The sequence below is a fragment of the Haloimpatiens massiliensis genome, assembly GCF_900184255.1.
Lineage (GTDB): Bacteria > Bacillota > Clostridia > Clostridiales > Clostridiaceae > Haloimpatiens > Haloimpatiens massiliensis.
Window position 1 is genome coordinate 1,563,061 of record NZ_LT854640.1, and the last position, 20,814, is coordinate 1,583,874.

Annotated in this window: 22 protein-coding genes; 16 read left to right on the forward strand and 6 right to left on the reverse strand. The window is 28.6% G+C overall.

Translation table 11 applies throughout. The features are described 5' to 3' along the window. The first annotated feature begins 66 nt into the window (after nt 1-66). From C1715_RS15650 to C1715_RS15670, 5 genes are all read left to right on the forward strand, one after another. Nucleotides 67-684 (forward strand): DUF3862 domain-containing protein, encoded by a 618-nt coding sequence (locus tag C1715_RS15650; RefSeq protein WP_102401305.1) that lies wholly within the window; start codon nt 67-69, stop codon nt 682-684. 81 nt (nt 685-765) lie between these two features. Then, on the forward strand, nt 766-981 hold the full coding sequence (locus C1715_RS15655) for a LexA family protein (RefSeq protein ID WP_102401306.1): 216 nt from the start codon (nt 766-768) through the stop codon (nt 979-981). Between the two features lie 153 nt (nt 982-1,134). After that, on the forward strand, nt 1,135-1,347 hold the full coding sequence (locus tag C1715_RS15660) for a hypothetical protein (RefSeq protein ID WP_102401307.1): 213 nt from the start codon (nt 1,135-1,137) through the stop codon (nt 1,345-1,347). Between the two features lie 297 nt (nt 1,348-1,644). Continuing rightward, the gene (locus C1715_RS15665; protein WP_102401308.1) at nt 1,645-2,991 is read left to right on the forward strand and encodes a sigma-54 interaction domain-containing protein; all 1,347 of its coding nucleotides are present in this window, start codon (nt 1,645-1,647) and stop codon (nt 2,989-2,991) included. Nucleotides 2,992-3,675: 684 nt separating this feature from the next. Then, a complete protein-coding gene (locus C1715_RS15670) occupies nt 3,676-5,196 on the forward strand; it encodes an acyl CoA:acetate/3-ketoacid CoA transferase (RefSeq protein ID WP_102401309.1) in 1,521 nt (506 codons plus the stop codon). 481 nt (nt 5,197-5,677) lie between these two features. On the opposite strand, the gene safA is transcribed toward C1715_RS15670, so the two are convergent. Beyond that, entirely contained in the window at nt 5,678-6,316 is a 639-nt protein-coding gene (gene safA / locus C1715_RS15675; RefSeq protein WP_102401310.1) for a SafA/ExsA family spore coat assembly protein, read from the reverse strand. A 397-nt stretch (nt 6,317-6,713) separates the two neighbouring features. Between safA and C1715_RS15680 the strand changes: the two genes are divergently transcribed. After that, nucleotides 6,714-7,094 (forward strand): hypothetical protein, encoded by a 381-nt coding sequence (locus tag C1715_RS15680; RefSeq protein WP_102401311.1) that lies wholly within the window; start codon nt 6,714-6,716, stop codon nt 7,092-7,094. Nucleotides 7,095-7,189: 95 nt separating this feature from the next. On the opposite strand, the gene C1715_RS15685 is transcribed toward C1715_RS15680, so the two are convergent. Continuing rightward, on the reverse strand, nt 7,190-8,179 hold the full coding sequence (locus C1715_RS15685) for a polysaccharide deacetylase family protein (protein WP_102401312.1): 990 nt from the start codon (nt 8,177-8,179) through the stop codon (nt 7,190-7,192). 867 nt (nt 8,180-9,046) lie between these two features. Here C1715_RS15685 and C1715_RS15690 point away from each other — a divergent pair. Next, nucleotides 9,047-9,355 carry a Dabb family protein gene (locus C1715_RS15690; RefSeq protein WP_102401313.1) on the forward strand — a complete coding sequence of 103 codons (309 nt, stop codon included), beginning with the start codon at nt 9,047-9,049 and terminating at the stop codon, nt 9,353-9,355. A 30-nt stretch (nt 9,356-9,385) separates the two neighbouring features. Beyond that, nucleotides 9,386-10,546: a GerMN domain-containing protein gene (locus C1715_RS15695; protein ID WP_102401314.1), complete on the forward strand. Its 1,161-nt coding sequence runs from the start codon at nt 9,386-9,388 to the stop codon at nt 10,544-10,546. Between the two features lie 107 nt (nt 10,547-10,653). On the opposite strand, the gene C1715_RS15700 is transcribed toward C1715_RS15695, so the two are convergent. Both C1715_RS15700 and C1715_RS15705 read right to left on the reverse strand, forming a co-directional pair. After that, entirely contained in the window at nt 10,654-11,886 is a 1,233-nt protein-coding gene (locus tag C1715_RS15700; RefSeq protein ID WP_102401315.1) for an aminopeptidase, read from the reverse strand. A 289-nt stretch (nt 11,887-12,175) separates the two neighbouring features. Continuing rightward, nucleotides 12,176-12,628: a VanZ family protein gene (locus C1715_RS15705; protein WP_102401316.1), complete on the reverse strand. Its 453-nt coding sequence runs from the start codon at nt 12,626-12,628 to the stop codon at nt 12,176-12,178. Nucleotides 12,629-13,173: 545 nt separating this feature from the next. Between C1715_RS15705 and yfcE the strand changes: the two genes are divergently transcribed. The 3 genes from yfcE to C1715_RS15720 all read left to right on the forward strand — a co-directional run bounded on the left by yfcE (nt 13,174) and on the right by C1715_RS15720 (nt 14,975). After that, nucleotides 13,174-13,716, forward strand: a complete 543-nt coding sequence (gene yfcE / locus C1715_RS15710; RefSeq protein WP_102401317.1) for a phosphodiesterase — start codon at nt 13,174-13,176, stop codon at nt 13,714-13,716. A gap of 43 nt (nt 13,717-13,759) precedes the next feature. Beyond that, nucleotides 13,760-14,626 carry a phosphatase PAP2 family protein gene (locus C1715_RS15715; RefSeq protein WP_102401318.1) on the forward strand — a complete coding sequence of 289 codons (867 nt, stop codon included), beginning with the start codon at nt 13,760-13,762 and terminating at the stop codon, nt 14,624-14,626. A 157-nt stretch (nt 14,627-14,783) separates the two neighbouring features. Next, nucleotides 14,784-14,975 (forward strand): hypothetical protein, encoded by a 192-nt coding sequence (locus C1715_RS15720; RefSeq protein WP_102401319.1) that lies wholly within the window; start codon nt 14,784-14,786, stop codon nt 14,973-14,975. Here the strand turns inward: C1715_RS15720 and C1715_RS15725 are convergent. Then, nucleotides 14,947-15,624, reverse strand: a complete 678-nt coding sequence (locus tag C1715_RS15725) for a uracil-DNA glycosylase (RefSeq protein WP_102401320.1) — start codon at nt 15,622-15,624, stop codon at nt 14,947-14,949. The genes C1715_RS15720 and C1715_RS15725 overlap by 29 nt on opposite strands. A gap of 204 nt (nt 15,625-15,828) precedes the next feature. Next, nucleotides 15,829-16,344: a DUF6512 family protein gene (locus tag C1715_RS15730; RefSeq protein ID WP_102401321.1), complete on the reverse strand. Its 516-nt coding sequence runs from the start codon at nt 16,342-16,344 to the stop codon at nt 15,829-15,831. A 315-nt stretch (nt 16,345-16,659) separates the two neighbouring features. Between C1715_RS15730 and C1715_RS15735 the strand changes: the two genes are divergently transcribed. From C1715_RS15735 to C1715_RS15755, 5 genes are all read left to right on the forward strand, one after another. Further along, the gene (locus C1715_RS15735) at nt 16,660-17,025 is read left to right on the forward strand and encodes a GntR family transcriptional regulator (RefSeq protein ID WP_102401322.1); all 366 of its coding nucleotides are present in this window, start codon (nt 16,660-16,662) and stop codon (nt 17,023-17,025) included. A 91-nt stretch (nt 17,026-17,116) separates the two neighbouring features. Then, nucleotides 17,117-17,986: an ABC transporter ATP-binding protein gene (locus C1715_RS15740; protein ID WP_102401323.1), complete on the forward strand. Its 870-nt coding sequence runs from the start codon at nt 17,117-17,119 to the stop codon at nt 17,984-17,986. 2 nt (nt 17,987-17,988) lie between these two features. Continuing rightward, nucleotides 17,989-18,612: an ABC-2 transporter permease gene (locus C1715_RS15745; RefSeq protein ID WP_102401324.1), complete on the forward strand. Its 624-nt coding sequence runs from the start codon at nt 17,989-17,991 to the stop codon at nt 18,610-18,612. Nucleotides 18,613-18,796: 184 nt separating this feature from the next. Then, on the forward strand, nt 18,797-19,450 hold the full coding sequence (locus C1715_RS15750) for an ABC-2 transporter permease (protein WP_102401325.1): 654 nt from the start codon (nt 18,797-18,799) through the stop codon (nt 19,448-19,450). A 78-nt stretch (nt 19,451-19,528) separates the two neighbouring features. Then, entirely contained in the window at nt 19,529-20,557 is a 1,029-nt protein-coding gene (locus C1715_RS15755; protein ID WP_102401326.1) for a patatin-like phospholipase family protein, read from the forward strand. Nucleotides 20,558-20,814 lie beyond the last annotated feature (257 nt).

Sequence of the window (20,814 nt, forward strand, 5' to 3'; positions counted from 1 at the left end):
AAATCTATTGCTTCCTATTATGTATATGTTTACAAATTGTATATTACATATAAGGGGGAATTTTCTATGAAAAAACCAATTTTTAAGAAATGGTGGTTCTGGTTAATCATTGTAGTTATTGTCATAGCTGCTATAGGAGGAGGAAATAGTAATAATAAAGTTTCTAAATCAGATAATAAGTCCACAAGCACTAGTACGAAACCAGAAGAAAAGAAAGAGGAGACAGAAGAAGAGACAGAAGAAGAGACAGAAGTAAATTATGATAACTTCTTAAAAATTAAAATGGGAATGAAGTATGATGCTGTTGTTAAAATTATAGGAGAAGGAAAACAGGATAGTTCTAGTGAAGTATCTGGGATTAAGACAACTATATACTCATGGAGCGGCAATGGAATAAGTAGCATGAATGTTACTATACAGAATAATGTTGTAACTGGAAAGGCTCAAATGGGATTAAGAGAACCAGATGCAGAAGTTACACTTGATAAATTCAATAAAGTTAAAGAAGGCATGACATATGATGAAGTTAAGGCAGTATTGGGAGAAGGTCAGATAACTTCACAAACAAAAATAATGGACACTGAAAGTATAATGTATAGTTGGATAAATAAAGATGGTTCAAATATGAATTGTACTTTTACGGGAAATAAGATGCAAATGAAAGCACAATTTGAGTTGAAATAAAAGTGAGGTTCTAGTTTATCTAGAGCCTTTTTTATTCTTTTAAATTAGAATATACATTCGATATAATATATAATATTACAGATAGAATTAACAGATAAAGAAGAAGCGTTACTTCAAGCAATAAAAAATTATATGGAGAGTAATCATATTTCCACAACAGTAAGGGGGTTAACTAAAATGTTAAATTTCAAATCAACTTCTACGGTTCATAGATATTTAGAGAATTTAGAAAAGAAGGGTTATATAAGTAAAAAGACCAGCTCTCCTAGAACTATAGTATTAAAGCAAAAGTTCTAGAATAGCTACAGCTTTTTAAAACGGTGGCAAATATAAATAAAAATATTGCATTAAAAGTAAATTATTGTTATTATATACGTATAAAAACGTTATTTACGTTAAAAAGCTAAAAATCTTTTTATATCAAAAACAAAGAGAAATGGGGAGGTTACTATGAAATTAAATTTACAAAAAGAAGAAGTCCTAGATATTTTAAAAGCTATAAGAAGTGAAAAAGCAGCAGCTAAGGAATATTATGATGAACATAAGGATGAGGAAAAAAGAGTTGGTGTAACTTCACCAGAAGAATGGAAAAACATATATAATTCAATAATTAGTCAAGCTCATAAAGAGGACGAGCTTACCATGATTGAACTTATGAAATAAGTCATAAGCCTTAGGGCTTATTTTTTTATGCAAAATAATAAGCCGCACATTAATGTACGGCTTAATTTTTCAATTAACAGATTAAACAGAAAGGATTATATCCATAGATTAATTATAATTTTAAATCTTCTATATTGCAACAATAATTAGTAAATTAAGCTATTCAAAAAGATGATGGAACGGAATTAATCTATAGACTAAGTAAATAGAAGTTAATATAAGTTATAAAAGAGGATAAATTATAGGTTCACAGAATATATAATTTAGAGATAAAATAGTCTGTTGAAGGTGATTTATATGGATAAAAATGATAGACAGTTACTACAAACGGTTTTAGATGTGGCTTATGATGGGATTGTAGTTGTGGATAAGGAAGGATATATTACCATGATGAATAAAGCCTACAGAGAATTTTTAGGAGTAAAAAAGGCTGTAGGCAGACACGTAACGCAGGTTATAGAAAATACTAGATTGCACTTGGTATCGAAAACAGGAAAAGAGGAAATAGGTGAACTGCAGGAAATAAAGGGAAGATATATTGTAGCAACTAGATTTCCTATCATAAAAAATGGAAAAGTTCAAGGTGCTATAGGAAAAGTGTTATTTAGAAACGTAAAAGAACTTAATGATATATATAATAGAATAAATAAAATGGAAAAAGAAATAGATAACTATAGGGGAAAACTTAGCTCTTTAAATAAAGCAGTGTATTATTTTCATGACATAATAGGATCTAGTGCTGCAATAAATGAAGCAAAACTGCTTTGCAGAAGGGTGGCAAATACGAATTCTAATGTTTTGCTGTCAGGGGAAAGTGGTACGGGAAAAGAACTATTTGCCCATGCTATACATAATGAGAGTAATAGAAGGTACAGTCCTTTTGTTAAGGTTAATTGTGCAGCTATTCCTATGGATCTTTTGGAATCAGAACTGTTTGGTTATGAGAAGGGGGCTTTTACAGGAGCGGCTAGTGGAGGTAAAATAGGAAAATTTGAAATGGCTCACGGAGGAAGTATATTTTTAGATGAAATAGGAGATATGCCATTTCATATGCAGGTAAAGCTTTTGAGAGTAATACAAGAAAAGGAAGTGGAAAGAATAGGTTCAATGGGGCCTAAGAAGGTGGATATTAGAATAATATGTGCTACAAATCAAGACTTAGAAAAATTAGTTAAAGAGGGCAAGTTTAGAGCAGATTTATATTATAGGCTTAATGTAGTAAATATAAAAATTCCATCTTTAAGAGAAAGAAGCGGAGATATAGCGGAATTAACCAATTTTTTAATTAAAAAAATATGCAATGATTTAAATAAAAATATAAAAGGCATATCGAATGAAGCTATGGGGAGCTTAAAAGCCTATTATTGGCCGGGAAATGTAAGAGAACTAGAAAATTCTATAGAAAGAGCTATCAACCTTTTAGAAGAGGATGGGCTAATACATTTAAGTCATTTGCCAAAAGAAATAACTGGTAAAGTAGAAGAAAAAATAATGACTTTAGAGCAGTGTGTGTGTGAAGAAGAAAGAAAAGCTATTATAAATGCTTTAAAAATTTATAGTGGAAATAAAAGTAAAGCTGCAAAAGCTTTAGGTATAAGCAGATCAACTTTATACGAAAAAATGAATAAGTACAAAATTTTATAGTATAAGATTTTGCACGAATAAATTATTATGATTAATTCACAATAAGGTACAATGTGGTGGAATTATGAAATTTCCCCTCCATGACTTGCATAAAAGCTCGGAACAATAAATTTAATTTAAGAAATTCTAATCTTTTAGCCATATAAAATTATCTAACGCTCACATTCAGCGTCCTGCCTCAGGTTTACTAGCCTGGCGTCCTTGCCAGGCTTACGATAATTTTATCTGTCTAAAAGAAGAATTTCTAAAATTAAATTTAAACAGTTCCTTCGTTTCTTATGCAAGTCATTCCAGAGAAATTTCATAATTCAAGTAATGTAATGCTTTTGTAGAATAATTATTATATATATTATGTGCAATGAAAGCTACAAGGCTATAAAATTAGAAATTAAATTGTATGAAATTTGCTACAATTTTATTGAGAAAACGGCAAAACTGTATGAGAAATCATACAGTTTTGCCATTTATAATGAGTTTTGTAGTTTAAATTTAATAAAATAACTTTGTAAACAGTAAAAAAAATATTTATTGCCAGCTAGCTAAATTTAAGGATAACAGTCATAGTATAAGCATTTAGATATGGGAGTAATTTATAGAAATTTTATAAAATTCTGCAAATGGCATGGATATTGCTTTGATAGTGTAATTATGCGTAATGCTTAATAGACTAAGGGGGTTATGAGTATGAACAAGGTAAAAAACATAGAAGAAGCGTTGAAAATGATTAAGGATGGGGACACTATAGCGGTAGAAGGCTTTGTAGGAAGTGGACATCCTGAAGAGCTTACCTTACAAATGGAAAAGAAGTTCTTAATGGAAGGAAGCCCTAAAAATTTAACACTTGTTTATTCAGCTGGACAAGGAGATGGAAAGGAAAAGGGACTTAATCATTTGGGGCATGAAGGATTGTTAAAGAGAATAATTGGAGGACATTGGGGACTTGCTCCAAAGCTTCAAAAATTGGTTTTAGAAAATAAAGCAGAGGGTTACAATCTTCCTCAAGGAGTTATAAGTCATTTATTTAGAGACATAGCAGCTGGAAAAGTTGGAACTATAACGCATGTGGGGTTAAAAACTTTTGTAGATCCAAGAATACAAGGTGGTAAATTAAATGAAATTTCAAAAGAAGATTTGGTACAACTTCTAGATATTAACGAAAAAGAATACTTACTATATAAAGCTTTTCCTATAGACGTAGCTTTAATAAGAGCAACTTATGCTGATGAAAATGGAAATGCATCATTAGAAAAAGAAGTAGCTCCTTTAGAGAGTCTTGCTATGGCTCAAGCTGCCAAGAATAGTGGAGGGTTAGTAATTTTGCAGGTAGAAAAAGTAGTTAAGAATGGCACACTAGATCCTAGATTTGTTAAGATACCAGGAATGTTAGTAGATGCTATAGTAGTTTCTTCGCCAGAAAATCATATGCAAACTTTTGGAGAACAGTATAATCCATCCTATTCAGGAGAAGTTAAAGTTCCAGTGGAAGCTCTACCGAAAATGAATTTAGACCAAAGAAAAGTCATATGTAGAAGGGCAGCTAAAGAATTAGAGTCAGGTACTGCCATAAACCTTGGTATAGGTATGCCGGAGGGAATTGCTATGGTAGCTAGCGAAGAAGGCATAGGAGGGCTTAATTTGACTGTAGAAGCAGGTCCTATAGGAGGAATACCTGCAGCTGGACTTAGCTTTGGAGCTTCTACCAATGCAGATTGTATAGTAGATCAGCCTTCACAATTCGATTTTTATGACGGTGGTGGCCTAGATGCAGCATTTCTAGGACTTGCTCAATGCGATGAAAAGGGTAATATAAATGTTAGTAAGTTTCATACAAAAATTGCAGGCTGTGGTGGATTTATAAACATAACTCAAAATTCTAAAAAGGTTATATACTGTGGAACTTTTACTACTAGAGGATTAAAGGAAAAAGTGGAGCAAGGGAAATTAACTATATTAAATGAAGGAACAGTTAAAAAGTTTGTTAATAAAGTAGAACAAATTACATTTAGTGCAGAGTATGCTTTAGATACTGACCAGTATGTATTGTATATAACAGAAAGAGCTGTATTTAAACTTCAAAAAGAAGGTTTAGTTTTAATAGAAATAGCACCAGGGGTAGATCTACAAAGGGATGTATTAGATCAAATGGAGTTCAAGCCAATCATATCTCCAGAACTTAAACTTATGGACGAAAGTATCTTTAAATAATTATTAGGGAATATTATTACTAGTATTTACAATAAACTTTATAAAAAAGGTGAAACAATATGTAAATAAACATAGATAACATAACATTATGTACCTCTTGGAATTTAATTGTTAAATTCAGCTATATGTATTTGTCACTGTGGAAAATCACCTTTAATTTATAAATATAATGTGCTGGTTTATACAATCCTTATCTATAGTATTTAGGCACTATGGTCAACAAAGGATTTAGGAAAATTAAAACAGAGAATATAATTTCACATTGTGACATTATATTCTCTATCTTTTTATATTCTAAAATTTTTCAATTGGAAAAAGGGCTAGAAAAGCGAAGCTTTTCTAGCCCACTAGCCCACTAGCCCACTAGCCCACTAGCCCACTAGCCCACTAGCCCACTAGCCCACTAATGGCGCTAGCTAATTGAATCTTTAGTCCCACTGAATTCTGGCCTCTAAGTTATAAATTGCTCAGTAATTTATATTTATTTTGCTGGTTTTATGAACATTTGGGTCCAATAATAGACTCCAGAAGAGGTCTTAGCAACTCCTACACCTATTTGTGTAAAAGAAGGACTTAGAATATTTCCTCGGTGTCCTGGGGAATTCATCCAGCTATTCATAACTTCTGCGGGAGTACGTTGGCCATAGGCTATATTTTCACCGGCAGCAGAAAATCTCAATCCAAAATTTTGCATCATATCAAAAGGAGAGCCGTAAGTTGGTGATTGATGAGAGAAGTATCCCTTATTTATCATGTCTTGAGATTTGTATCTTGCTACTCTTGAAAGCTCCCAGTTAGCGCTTAGTGGAGCAACGCCTGCCTTGCTTCTTTCTATATTTACAAGTCGTATTACTTCATTTTCAATAGCTTTTATATCATCAATATTTGGTATAGTTATTTTTTGACCTGGATATATTAATGCAGGGTTTTTAATTTGAGGATTAGCTTTTACCAGTTCACTCAATCCTATTTGATATTTAACAGCAATTTTCCACATGCTGTCTCCAGGTACTACTGTATATGTAGCAGGAGCAGCTAATACAGTAGTGGAACTGCAAATATATAGTAATAAAGCAGCAAAATAAGTTAAAAAAAGTTTATTTATATATGATTTTTTCATTTTTACACCGCCTTTAGATTAATTCATAGTTTACTTATATTTTTAATTTATTAGACAATTTTATTCTAGCATTAAGGAGGTAATTTTGTTAAAAAAATATAAATATTAAAAGGAAAGTAACCCTACTTTGGAGAACTTAAAAGTAGGGTTTTAGTTTTATAAGATAGTTTTTAAGTGGGAAGTAAATTTAAAAGTAGAAAATTTTAAAGTATGCTTTTATATGGAAATTAAAAGCAGGAATTTTTAAAATGTGTTTTTAAGTGGGAATTTAAATTTGAAAGGAGGACAGTTTCAAAATAATTCGTATATTTATTATGGGTTTAGATAGTTTTATATTATTTTAGTGGTTCTTACTAATTTAAATTTTAAAATTTTGAAATTTTGAAGGGTGACTTAGATGGGAAAAGTTTTATATGTTGACTTTAGTTTTAATAAAGGAAAAAAAGAAAAGGGGCCTGGTAAGAATTATAGAGAAGTAAAAATAGGAGATATTAAAGTAACTAAGAAGAAAATAGATAAGAAGGAAATAATCAAAAAGAAAATAAATAGAGACACTTTAAAAGGTACATTGTGGTTAGTTATTTTTTTTACTATATATGTTTTTTCGGAATTTGTATCTGAAGACATTAAGAAAACTTTAACTACTTTAGACTTATTTATTTTAATAATGGGTATAATTTATATCACCTATAGATCTAATTACTGTAATGGTAAAATATTAGGAGAGAAAAAATTAAAAGATAATATAGAAAATAAAAAGAATGAGTATTGTTCTTAATAAGAAAAAGTATAAATACAAAAATGTCTTACCTTATAGGAGAACGTTTGTATTTATACTTTTTTATTATAGTGTTGTAGTATTTTTAAAAATTATTATTTTAATGTTTTAAACTCATAGCCCTGAGACTTTAAGTATTCTATAATTTGAGGAAGAGCATCAGCTGTAGTTTTTTTGGTACTTGCATCGTGCATTAGTATAACTATATGATTTTTTCCAGCTGAGGTATTTTTTATATTAGAAAGAATATTTTGTACAGGTACATTTTGACCAGCTGCATCACCGCTGGACACATTCCAATCTATATATCTTAAACCTTCTGATTTTAATTTTTCTTTAAAAGGATTTTTCCTTTTTTCAAAGGAACCACCTGGAAATCTAAAAAGTTCAGTTTTAAATCCATTTCCAATGCTAGTTTCAATAATCTTATTTGCAGTGTTAAATTCTTGCATGAAGGAAGGAACGCTTTTATAAATATTTTTGTAATCGTGAGAGTGTGAATGATTTCCTATAGAATGACCTTCTTCATATTCTCTTTTTAATAAATCACCGTTTTGTTCTGCTAATTGACCTAATACAAAAAAAGTGGCTTTAACATTGTAGTGTTTTAATGTGTCTAATATTCTAGGTGTTATGTTTTTAGTAGGACCATCATCAAAAGTTAAAAAAGCAACTTTCTTACCATCTTTATGGAAAACTTGATCAGCAAATACACTATAATCATTGTTATCCATAGTTTTACTGCTTGTACCATTTTTTGTATTGGTTTTATTATCTTTAGTATTTTTTGTATCTATTTCTTTTTTATCAGAATTAGTTTTTTCCTCTTTAATATCTTTTTTATTAACATTACTAGTAGTTTTTTCACTATTTTTGCTCGAAGCTAATGAATTAGTATTAATAGTAGTTACAGCTTTTTGAGAATTGTTATTAAAATGTTTAAAAACTATAAATGAACATAATATAATAGCAAATAATATAAAAGCACTTCCGTAAAATTTTAGATTATGCCCTGACTTATGTCTTCTTTTTCTAGTTACTCTTCTTCTATCTTTAGATGGTTTGTTATCTATATAATTGCTCATATTAAAGCCTCCGTTCGCTTAATTTGTCTATTACAATTATCTAGTTTTATAGTACAACTTCTATTAGACAAAAAGGTTACAAAATAGAAAATTTAATGGAGAAATTAATAATAAATATTGATAATATGATTATCCCACAAAAAGCGTTATATTACCTGAATTATGAAATTTCTCTGGAATAACTTGCATAAGAAGCAAAGGAACTGTTTAAATTTAATTTTAGAAATTCTTCTTTTAGACAGATAAAATTATCGTAAGCCTGGCAAGGACGCCAGGCTAGCGAACCTGAGGCAGGACGCTGAATGTGAGCGTTAGATAATTTTATATGGCTAAAAGATTAGAATTTCTTAAATTAAATTTATTGTTCCGAGCTTTTATGCAAGTCATGGAGAAAAAATTTCATAATTCCACTACATTGTACCTTATTGTGGGATAATCATAATATAATTATATTATTTTATGCATTATATCTATTGTATATAGATTTGTCTCTACCTATGCTATGATATATTTGGAATTTAGATAAAAAGAAACACTGATTTTGTTTTGTAAAAAGGGAAGCTTATTTTATTCATTTACCATATAAGGGAAATTAAAGATTGTTTTTAATAAAAATTGAAAAAAATGATAATTTTAGAATTTATTTAATAAAATAAAATATGTCTAAATATCTGAAAGTTATGACAAAAAATATATAAAAAACACTTGAAAAAAGTAAAATTTGTGAAATAATTAATATAAGGTTGAAATCTTAATATATATAGTAATATACTAGTATATACATTAGAAGTATAATATATGATTAGTTACTCCATAATATGGATAAAAGCTATAAATACTAGTAATAATTTGTACGGAGGTATTAATATGATAAAACATGTAGTTATGTGGAAATTAAAAAGCCAAGCTTCTGGTAATAATAGAGAAAATAATGCGCTAAAGATTAAGCAACTTTTAGAGGAGTTACAAGGAAAAATAAGTGAAATAAGTAGTATAAAAGTGGGGATAAATCATAAATTAGCTTCAGAAACAAATTTTCATGTGATTTTAGAATTAGAAGTAGAGAATTTTGAAGCATTGAAGGTTTATGCAAATCATCCGTTACATTTGAAAGTAGTAGAATTCATAAGAGAAGTTTCAGCAGAAAGAGTTGCTTTAGATTATCAAATATGTTAAGTGTTATAATCATTAGTATGGAGAGGTGTTATGATGACTAGATTTAAAAATATATTTATACCTATGCTAGTAGCCATTCAATTAACAACTTTAGTAGGATGCAAAGCTAATGACACTGAGATTAAAAATGAAAAAAGTGATAAGGGGACTTCTTCTATTAATGCTAAAAAAGATATTTCAGAAAAAAAATCAGAAAAAAAAGAGTATTCACTTAGCGATTATTTCCCTTTTGAACCAAATGTGAAGATGACTTACAAAGGTACTGGAATTGAATATGCGGGTAAAGAAGTATTTGTTGACTTTATAAGTGAAAATAAAATGCAAGTAAGAGAAAATAATGGTGGCACTGAATTTGCAAAGGTAATAGAAGTTAAAGATGGGGAAATAAGAGTCATAATGACTAAAGAAGAATTCTATTTTAAAGACAATTTAATAAAATTAATGAGAAATGGTAAAGTAGACATCAGTAATTTAAAAAATGATGTAATATTAAAGAAACCTATAAAAGTAGGTACTAAATGGAATGATTATCAAGGAAATGAGAGAAGAATAAGTTCAGTAGATGCTTTAGTAGAAACGCCTTATGGTAAATTTAATGCTTTAGAGGTAACTACTTCAGGAGAAGTATATGTAATGAAGGATTATTTTGTGCCAACTATAGGACATATTAAAAGAGTTTATGAATCAAAAGATATGAGAGTGATTACAGAACTTATGAGTGTTGAACAAAATGTTCCACTTGAACAAAATATAAAATTATATTATCCTAAGTATTATCCAAAATCTAATAGTGAAGGTTTGGTATATAGAAATCAAAATATAGAATTAAAAACTAATGAAGAGATAAAAGATATATTTGAAAGATATTTTAAGGAAACTCCAAAAGATAAAGATACCATGAAAATAATGAGTGATAATACAAAGATAAATTATGTATATATGAATGATGATGAAAAGAAGGTTTGTGTAGATTTCTCAAAGGAATTTGTAACACAGATGAATGCAGGAAGTACTAAAGAGACATTGATACTGCAATCTGTTACCAATACACTAGGAAATTATTATGGTGTAGAAAAAGTTTATATATCCATAGATGGAAATCCGTATGAATCTGGTCATATATTATTAAACAAAAATGAAAGTTTTAAAGTTAATGAAAGTAAAGCTAAAGAAATGGAAGTAGAAAAGTAATTATAAATATTAAAATAGACTATATAGTTGAATACAATTACATATTCAGTTATATAGTCTATTTATTTTAGAAACTAGTAAACTAAAATTTTTAAAAACTATATTGTTTAAAAAGCCCAATCACCATTTTTAAATACATTTATTTTTTCTCCATTTGGAGTTTCACCTATTATGTCTAAATCTTTTGAACCTATCATAAAGTCTACATGAGTTAATGAAGTGTTAGCGCCGGCCTTATCCAAAGCGTCTTCATTCATTTCGCTACCACCCTCTAAGCAGCTAGGATATGCAGCACCTAAAGCAAGGTGACAAGATGCATTTTCGTCAAACAAAGTGTTGAAGAATATTATATTTGAGTTGGAAATAGGAGAGTTGTAAGGAACTAGAGCTACTTCGCCTAAATAATGAGATCCCTCATCTGTTTCTATTAATTTTTTAAGAGTATCATACCCTTTTTCAGCAGTAAAATCTACAACTTTACCATCTTTAAAAGTTAAAGTAAAGTTATCTATTAAATTACCTGCATAGTTAAGAGGTTTTGTACTTTTAACTACACCATTTACTCCAGTTTTTAAAGGAAGAGTAAAAACTTCTTCTGTAGGCATATTGGCAACAAAATAAGTTTTATCACGGTTGTACTCTCCGCCACCAGCCCATATATGATTTTCAGGTAGTTCTATAGTCAAATCTGTCTCTTTTGATTTGTAGTGAAGTTTTTTAAACTTTTTACTGTTTAAGAATTCTACCTTATCATTTAAATTTTTTAGATGGGCATTCCATGCTTCTACAGGATCATCTTTATCCACTCTAACTATATTAAATATATTTTCCCATAGCTTTTCTACAGCTGCATTCTCTGAAATTTCAGGGAATACTTTTTTTGCCCAGCCTTTAGTAGGAACTGAGATTACACACCAAGCCACAAAGCTATTCATCATGTATTCCCTATAGGCTTTAAGGGCATTAGATGCAGTTTTCATGGCTTCTGATATTCTAGCAGGATCTACATCTTTAAATAATTCTGGATCAGAAGCTGCTATAGAAAGAAATGCAGCGCCGCCTTTTGCTAGTTCTTCAAGTCCCTTTGCTTCCCACTGAGGAAATTCTTTAAAAGTTTCATCTGGTGCTTTTAAGTATTTTATAAGAGATAATTTTTCGTCATTCCATCTAACATTTACATTTTTAGCACCTTTATCATATGCATATTCTGCAATAAGTCTAACAAATTCAGCACATTCTATTGGAGCGTTTATTACTAAAGTTTGATTCTTTTGTATGTTTACTCCAACTTCAACTGCTAATTTTGCATACTTTTTTAGTGTTTCTGTAAAATTATTCATGGTATCACTCCTTTTATATAACGTATAAACTAAGGTACATGAAAATAAATAGCAACTCAAAGATGATAGTATATTTTGTGTTAGACAAGGAAACAGGTTCCGTGGCTAGTAGGACTATCGACGGGTTCTGCTGACGCAGTATGATGCAAAATAGACTAGCATACTGACTTGTTATTTATTTGAATATGCCTAAATTCAGATGGATAAAATCCCATCTAAATTTGGTTTATCATTATTATATTCACTAATAAATGTATAAATCCTTCTTTATTTTACATAAAAAATAGTCCTATTTATTTTTATAAAATTTTAAAAATATAAGTCCTCCAAAAGTACCACCCAAGGTATCTATGAGAACATCCCTAAATTGACCACTTCTCCCAGGTACAAAAAGTTGATGAAATTCGTCTGTACAAGCATATAAGAATACAATAAAAATTGCTATTTTGAAACATTTTTTCTTATTAAAATGGTATCTTAAAGCATTGAATGAAAGTAAGCATAATATAAAGTATTCTGTGAAATGCCCAGCTTTTCTTACAATAAAATTAGTAGCTTGTCCTAGATAACTATTTAAATCCAAACCTACATAATTGAAAAATTCTATAATAAATCCACTTTTACTATCAGATATATCAGCAGGGTCAGCGGAAAACATAAATATAACTATCATCCATAAAATTACTGCTATATAACTTACTATTTTTTTGTATTCATTATTTTTCTTTTGATAAATTTTCATATAGTGCTCCTAACATAATTAGATTTTAATAAAATATTATTATTTACTGTTGACTTAATCTCCCTATATAACTTAAATCTATAAATTGCATAAACAGTAGAAAGACAAATATTAAATTTTTAAATTTAAAAGTATTCTACATTTTAAATTCTATATTAAAAGTAGTATTGGAAATTGTCAATTGTATATATAAAAATAAATTTCATAATTCCACCACATTGTACCTTTTGTAGTTTAATCATAGTATAAACTACAAATAGCGAAAGTTCACGTTATATATTCACAAATGTTTTATAGAAATAAAATTTTCTATGAATTCTTAATATAAAATTTATAGAGATTAATTCTTAAAAATATTTTTTAGAATTAAGAAGATATGATTAAAAGTATATTTGTAATTGATTTTAAAAATTAGTTTTTGTAAATATCCCTAAGGTTATGATATAATTTCCCTATAATATGAGTCTAGGGGCATAAATACTTGATTAAATATAAGTCCATAGTCTCAAAAATACACTAATGAAAGAACTTATGGAGGGATAAATATGAAAATATTTTTTATATCAGACATACATGGATCTAGTTATTATTTAAAAAAGGTTCTAGATATATTTGAAAAGGAAAAGTGCAATTATCTTGCTATATTAGGAGATCAATTATACCATGGAGCTAGAAATCCGTTACCAAAGGATTACAATCCAAAAGAAGTAACAGAAATGTTAAATAGCTATAAGGACAAAATAATAGCAGTAAGAGGAAATTGTGATAGTGAAGTAGATCAAATGGTTATAAAATACCCAACTATGAGCGATTACACTATAGTATTGTATGAAGGCAGGAGATTATTTTTAACTCATGGGCACATTTATAATAGAGATAATTTACCTAATTTGTCTTCTGGAGATGTCATTATATATGGACACACCCATGTGCCAGTGGCAGAAAAGCAGGATAATATATTTGTAATAAATCCTGGTTCCATTACTTTCCCTAAGGAAAATACTCCTCATTGTTATGGAATTCTTGAACAAAATATATTTTCTATAAAGACATTAGATGGAGAAGTTTATAAGGAAATAAGGCTATAATTTACCGGTTGGTGATTAGAAATAGAAAAGGAGGATCGGTAATTTGGAGGTTATAAAATTTTTGCAGTCTTTTTCTAATCCAGTTTTAGATAAGATTTTTTCAGGTATAACTATGGCTGGAGAGGAATTTATTCCTGTAATAATATTGACTATTATGTTTTGGTGTATAGATAAAAAACGTGGATATAAACTGGGTTTTGTATTAACCTTTAGCGCAGCATTTAATGGCGCCATAAAGGACATAGTAAAGTCTCCAAGACCGATAGGAAGAGAAGGTGTAAAGTCTTTACGTACTAAAACTGCCACAGGATATTCTTTCCCCAGTGGGCATACTCAGAACATTACAACTCTATTTTCTTGGTTAATGATAGAATTTAAAAAGAAATGGCTTAATGTTTTAGGTGTATCAATAATAATATTAGTAGCTATATCCAGGATGTACTTAGGTGTTCACTGGCCTAAGGATGTACTAGGGGGTATAACTTTTGGCATAATAAGTGTTCTAGTTGGAAATTATATATTTAGTATAGAATCTACTGAAAAAAGAAATGTGATTTTTGTTTTTTTAATGGTTTTATCTTCAGTTGGTGCTATTTTTTTTAAAAGTCAAGACTATTATAAAGCCACTGGAGTGTTTTTAGGATTTTTCACAGGATATTTTGTAGAGAGCAACTATATAAAATTTAGTGTAAAAGCTACCAAAATTAAGAATTTAATTAAGATAATACTAGGTTTTGTAGGGGTTATAGTAATAAGGATGCTTATGAAAAAAATACTTCCAGCAGATAATTATGGAAATATATTAAGATATTTTGCCATAGGGTTTTGGTGTACGGCAGCAGCACCATATTTGTTTTTAAAATTTAAATTAGCAGAAAAAGAAACTATAAACAATGGAGCTCATATATAAACAGAACAAAATTTATAGTATATAGGTAGGTTTCATAAAGTCAAATGGAGTTTATAAAATAGAAGTAAACTTTATAAAAGGGAAGTATATTTTTTTAAATAGAAGTGGAATTTAAGGAATGAAAATAGATTTTAGAGAATAGAAAAGAGGGTTGAATATGACGGAATTTCAGGATTTATCTAAATATACTTTGGAGGAAAAGGAAGAAATAATAGTAAATAGATATAAAAAACAATTAAGATTTGCAGGCAAGAAGCATGGAGTTATAAAGAAAATAAGTAGCATTAATAACAATGTACCTTTTGTGGTGGAATCATTTACTAAATGTTTTCTATTTGCCAATCTATAGGTTCTTTTCCTATGTTTTTTAGAAAATTATTGGTTTTAGAAAATGGTCTACTACCAAAGAAACCTCTTGATGCAGAAAGAGGACTTGGATGAGGGGACTTTACTATATAGTGTTTAGGATTAGTTATAATGCTAAGTTTAGATTGAGCATTACTTCCCCAAAGAATAAACACTATAGGGTCCTCTCTCATATTTAAAAGTTCTATTACTTTGTCAGTGAAATATTCCCAACCAGCACCTTTGTGAGAATTTGCTTGTGCTGCTCTTACAGTTAGAACAGTATTTAAAAGCATAACGCCTTGATCTGACCACTTCTTTAAATAGCCGTTATTTGGTATATAACAGTCTAAGTCTTCCCTGAGTTCTTTAAATATATTTACTAAAGAAGGCGGTGGTTGAACACCTGGTTTTACAGAAAAACTTAAACCATGAGCCTGATTAGGACCATGATAAGGGTCTTGCCCTAGAATAACAACTTTTACGTCTTTATAAGCAGTGTAGTGAAGAGCATTAAAAATATCGTACATATTGGGATAAATTTTTTTAGTCCTATATTCTTTTATTAAAAATTGTCTTAGTTTTAAATAATATTCCTTTTGAAATTCATCTTTTAATAATTCTTGCCAATCATTTTTTAAAATTTCTTTCATACTATCACCCATGAACATTATAACATAAAAAATATTATAGATAGATTATAAGATGATTATCCCAAAAAAAGCATTACATTCCCTGAATTATGAAATTTCTTAAATTAAATTTATTGTTCCGAGCTCTTATGTAAGTTATGGAGGAGAAATTTCATAATTCCATTACATTGTACTTTATTGTGGGTTAATCATAATATAGAATAATTAGCTCTTAAATATTTCATGTTTAGGAGGAATGAAGGTGAATATTGTAAATAAGACTATAAGTATAAGAATAAATATTACAGATAGTTTTTCTGGCAATGGAAAGGATTTTTCACATGTCATTAATTTATAGCTTACCATTTGGCAAACAATACATCCTATAATGTAAATAGATATATCTATGAATAAAATAGAATGATTTGTAAATGCTGTATAAGTATAAAATATTATTACTATCATAAGTTCAAGACATAATATACCTGCGGCTTTTCCAAACCAATAATTATTCACGTAATTTTTTACTATAGGATATTCTATTAAGGAAAATATAAGCAAAGAAAAGAAACCTAATTTTAGATGTTCCCATACACTCTCATTCACAGGACTAAATATTCCAATTATAGGATTTTGTCCTGGCCATTCATAGGTAAAGTGAAGTAAGGAACCAACTACTATCATAAAAATAGCCCCTACAATACTAAAGTATAATATTAGATTATTCACATCTTTAATCATTTTCCAAAAACCCCCTTTGAGAAAATTGTATTATAAATGTTATAAGAAAATACCATAAAAATACAATAAATGCACAAAGTTAATGAGAATTTTTATAATTAGTTGACTATTGCATATATACTGTATATAATATGTATATACAGTATATATGCAATATACACATTGAGTAAAATACGTACATGTTAATAAACTAAGAGAATTGTTATTCATGGGTGTAACTTTGTTTAACTTCCACTTTCGTAAAAGAGATGAGAATTACAGCAGGTATCCATGGAATAAATTGAATCTAATTATAAAATGTAAGGAGTAATAAATATGAACATAATAATATCCAATGCTTCTGACAAGGCAATTTATCAACAAATTGTAGACCAGATAAAGGCCGCAGTAATAAAAGAAGAGATAAACACAGGGGAGGCTTTGCCATCTATAAGAAATTTGGCAAAAGAATTAAATATAAGTGTCATAACTACAAAAAGAGCTTATGAAGAGCTAGAAAAGGAGGGATATATAGAAACAGTACCAGGAAAAGGAAGCTTCGTGGCATCACAAAAGGATGAGTTATTGAAGGAAAAGAAAATGAAAATAATTGAAGATAAGCTTCAAAAGGTAATAGATGAAAGTAAGATTATGGGGCTATCTTTAGATGAACTTTTAGAGATGATTAAATTACTTTATTAGGAAGAGATAATAAACAAGTAATTTTAAAATAAATGTATATTAGGTAATTTTAAAATTAGAATTTAATTAAATGAATATGGAGGTCATTAAAATGGAAAATATTCTAGAGATAAAAAATGTAACAAAAGAATATAAAAATTTTACATTAAAAGATATAAGCTTTAATTTGCCTAAGGGCTATATTATGGGGTTTATAGGGCCTAATGGATCAGGAAAAAGTACTACTATAAAATTAGTGATGAATCTTATAAGAAAAAATTCTGGAGAAATAAAGGTATTTGGGCTTGATCATATAAAGCATGAAAAAGCCATAAAAGATAGAATAGGTTTTGTTTATGATGAAAATTACTATTATGAAGATTTAAATATAAATGAAATTAGAAATATAATAAAGCCTTTTTACTCTAAATGGAGTGACGAAATCTTCAATAAATATATGAGGGAATTTAATTTAAATACAAAGTGTAAAATAAAGTCCTTATCTAAAGGAATGAAAACTAAATTTGCTTTAGCAGTAGCCTTAAGTCATGAAGCAGAATTTATAATAATGGATGAGCCTACAGCAGGATTAGACCCTATATTTAGAAGAGAAATATTAGATATATTATATGATTTAATACAGAATGAACAAAGAAGCGTGTTTTTTTCAACACATATAACTACAGATATAGAAAAAATAGCGGACTATATAACTTTTATAAATAATGGTGAAATAATATTCTCTAGAGAGAAGGATGAAATATTAGAAAAATATGCATTAGTCAAGGGCACTAAAGAAATTGCAAAGGACATAATAGGTAGAGACAATAAGGGAGAATTCATAGGTATAAAAGAAAATAGTTTTGGATTTGAAGGTATTACAAAGGATAAAGAAGGTGCAAGAAGAAAATATGGTGATAAGATAATAATAGAAAAACCAAGTCTTGAGGATATAATGTTGTATACAGTGAAGGGGGCATAAAAATGTTTAATTTAATTAGAAAGGATATGTTGCATGAAAAAAAGTATATAAAAACTAGCTTAATTATGATTGTTTTTGTTCTACTATTTTTAAAAGATTTAAAAAACAATGGGGTATATTTTCTTTTAGCTTTTGTTATTTTATATTCAATATTGGGATCAGTAGATATAGTTGAGGAAAGGCAAAAGGTAGGATATATAATAAATTCTCTTCCAGTTACAAGAAAAGAAATAGTTATGAGTAAATATTTAAAGCTATTAATTATAACACCAATAATAATATTTGTATTAGTTGGATTATCTAGAGTACTTCAAAGTTTTGGAATAGCTGCGCTTGAATTTAAAACAGCTATATATATGTTTTCCATTATTATTGCGATTTACTCCATAAATTATTTGTTTTACTTTATTTTTGGATCAAAAATCTCTGCTATGTTACAAATTATAATTTACGGATTAGTTTGGAGTTTTTCTTTTACATTTTTAGTGAAATTATCACAAGAGGGGTTTATGAATTTAATAGATAAATGGAATGAGTATATAGGGGTAATTTTTGCTTCTTCAATTATAATTTTTGTAGCATGTGCTAGTTTAGCAATAAAACTATATGAGAGGAAGGATATATGATAGAGAGGATATTATGGTATATAAAATATTTAGCATTAAATTCATATAAATATATGTTTAATTTATTTATAAAGTTCCAAATTACAAATATAATTTAGTTTTACGTTACGTGAAAAAATCCAAAGGAGGTGAGCTTTAGTGGGAGTTTAGTGATTAAGGTACACTCTCTCATTAAAGATAAAAGATGATAAATTTAATAAGAAAAGACCTTATCATAGTTAAGAAAAGTATTATTATATTTATTTTATTGCTAATACCAATTACTTATGGATGCTATAAGCTTTCTAATTCTTTTAATTTTTTTGCTTATGTTTTTATAATATTTTTTATGAGCTATTTTACATTTACCATTATGGAAAGCTTTAAATATGCAAAAGAGACACTAATAGTAAATAGTCTTCCAATAAAAAGAGAAGAAATAGTTATGCATAAATATTTAATGCTTATATTGTATGTTTTTATCTTTGGGGTTGTAGTTATGTTAGAGACAACACTTCTTAAGCTTTTTAAAGTGGCTGGAGGAAGTGTGGCTAGCCCTTGGACGATAGTAGTAAGTTTGACATTGTGTTTAATTATATTTTCGTTTTATAATCCATTTTCCATAAATAATACTTTAGGAGCACAAAAATTAAATAGCATAATATATATTTTTGTATTAGTTATTCCTGGAGTGATGAAGAAAGCATTATCAACTTCACTGGGTGAGAAGATTTTAAACTTTATTATGGGTATAAAGAATATAAACTTAATACATTTATTATTCCTATGTATTGGTATTTTATTTTACTTCATATCTTTTGGCATATGTAGTAAAATGTATAAGTTAAAGGATTTTTAAATATAGCTAAATACAAGTAACCGATATTAATTTTCATGAATATAATGAGGTTATAACAATATATTGGGGATGTTTTGAATGTTAACTGCTGATGCAGTATTTGAAGGTGGAGGAATAAAAGCCATTGGCCTAGTAGGTGCTTTATGCTGCTTGGAGAAAAAAGGATACAAATGGAATAGAGTGGCAGGTACGTCAGCTGGAGCAATGGTTGCATCTATGGTAGCAGCAGGATATAAAGGGGAAGAAATGAAAAACATAATCCAAAATATAAACTATAAAGATTTTCAAGATAGTAGAGCATCTAAAATTAAAATTGTAAAGATGTTTAATTTTTTCAAGGATAAAGGAGCATATAGTGGCGACCCTATTGAAAGGTATATATACAATTTATTAAAAGATAAAGGAAAAATAAAATTTAAAGATATATGGGGAGATTCAGGTTCAAAGCTAAAAATTGTGGCAGCGGATATCACTAAAAATGATATGCTGATACTTCCAGATGATTTGGTTAGATACAATATAAATCCAAAGGAATTTGAAATAGCAAGAGCGGTAAGAATGAGTATTGGAATTCCTTTTTTCTTTAAACCTGTGAAGCTTAAATATGATGGATTCAATAATAAAAGAAATAAGGAAAATAAAATAAAATTAGATTATAAATATATAAGTGACTATAAAGATAGTATTAATAATCATGAAGAAAATAGCGATTATAATGATAATACTAGTTACATTGTAGACGGGGGAATTTTAAGCAATTTTCCTGTATGGATATTTGACGTAGAAGGAAGTCCTAGGTGGCCTACGTTTGGATTTAAATTAGTAGAAAAGGAATTAACCCATACTGCTTCAGGAAAAAAAGATTTTATTTCTTATACCATGGATGTGATAAATACTTTATTAGACAGAAACGAAATGAGATACATAAGAGATAAGGATATGGTAAGAACTATATCTATTCCTACATTAGGAGTAAAAACTACAGAATTTAATTTAAGTCAGGAGAAAAATCAACAATTATTTGATTCGGGATACGTTGCAGCAGAAAAATTTATTGGTAGATGGGATTTTGATAGATATTTAAGATTTTACAGAAAACCTATATAAGAGAATAATAATTATATATTATGATTATCCCACAAAAAGCATTACATTCCCTGAATTATGAAATTTCTCTGGAATGACTTGCATAAGAAGCAAAAGAACTGTTTAAATTAAATTTATTGTTCCGAGCTCTTATGCAAGTTATGGAGGAGAAATTTCATAATTCCATTACATTGTACCTTATTGTGGGTTAATCATATTATATACTTGTGTTCTGAGAATATTAATGTTCTCAGATTTTTTATTTATACAACAATAAG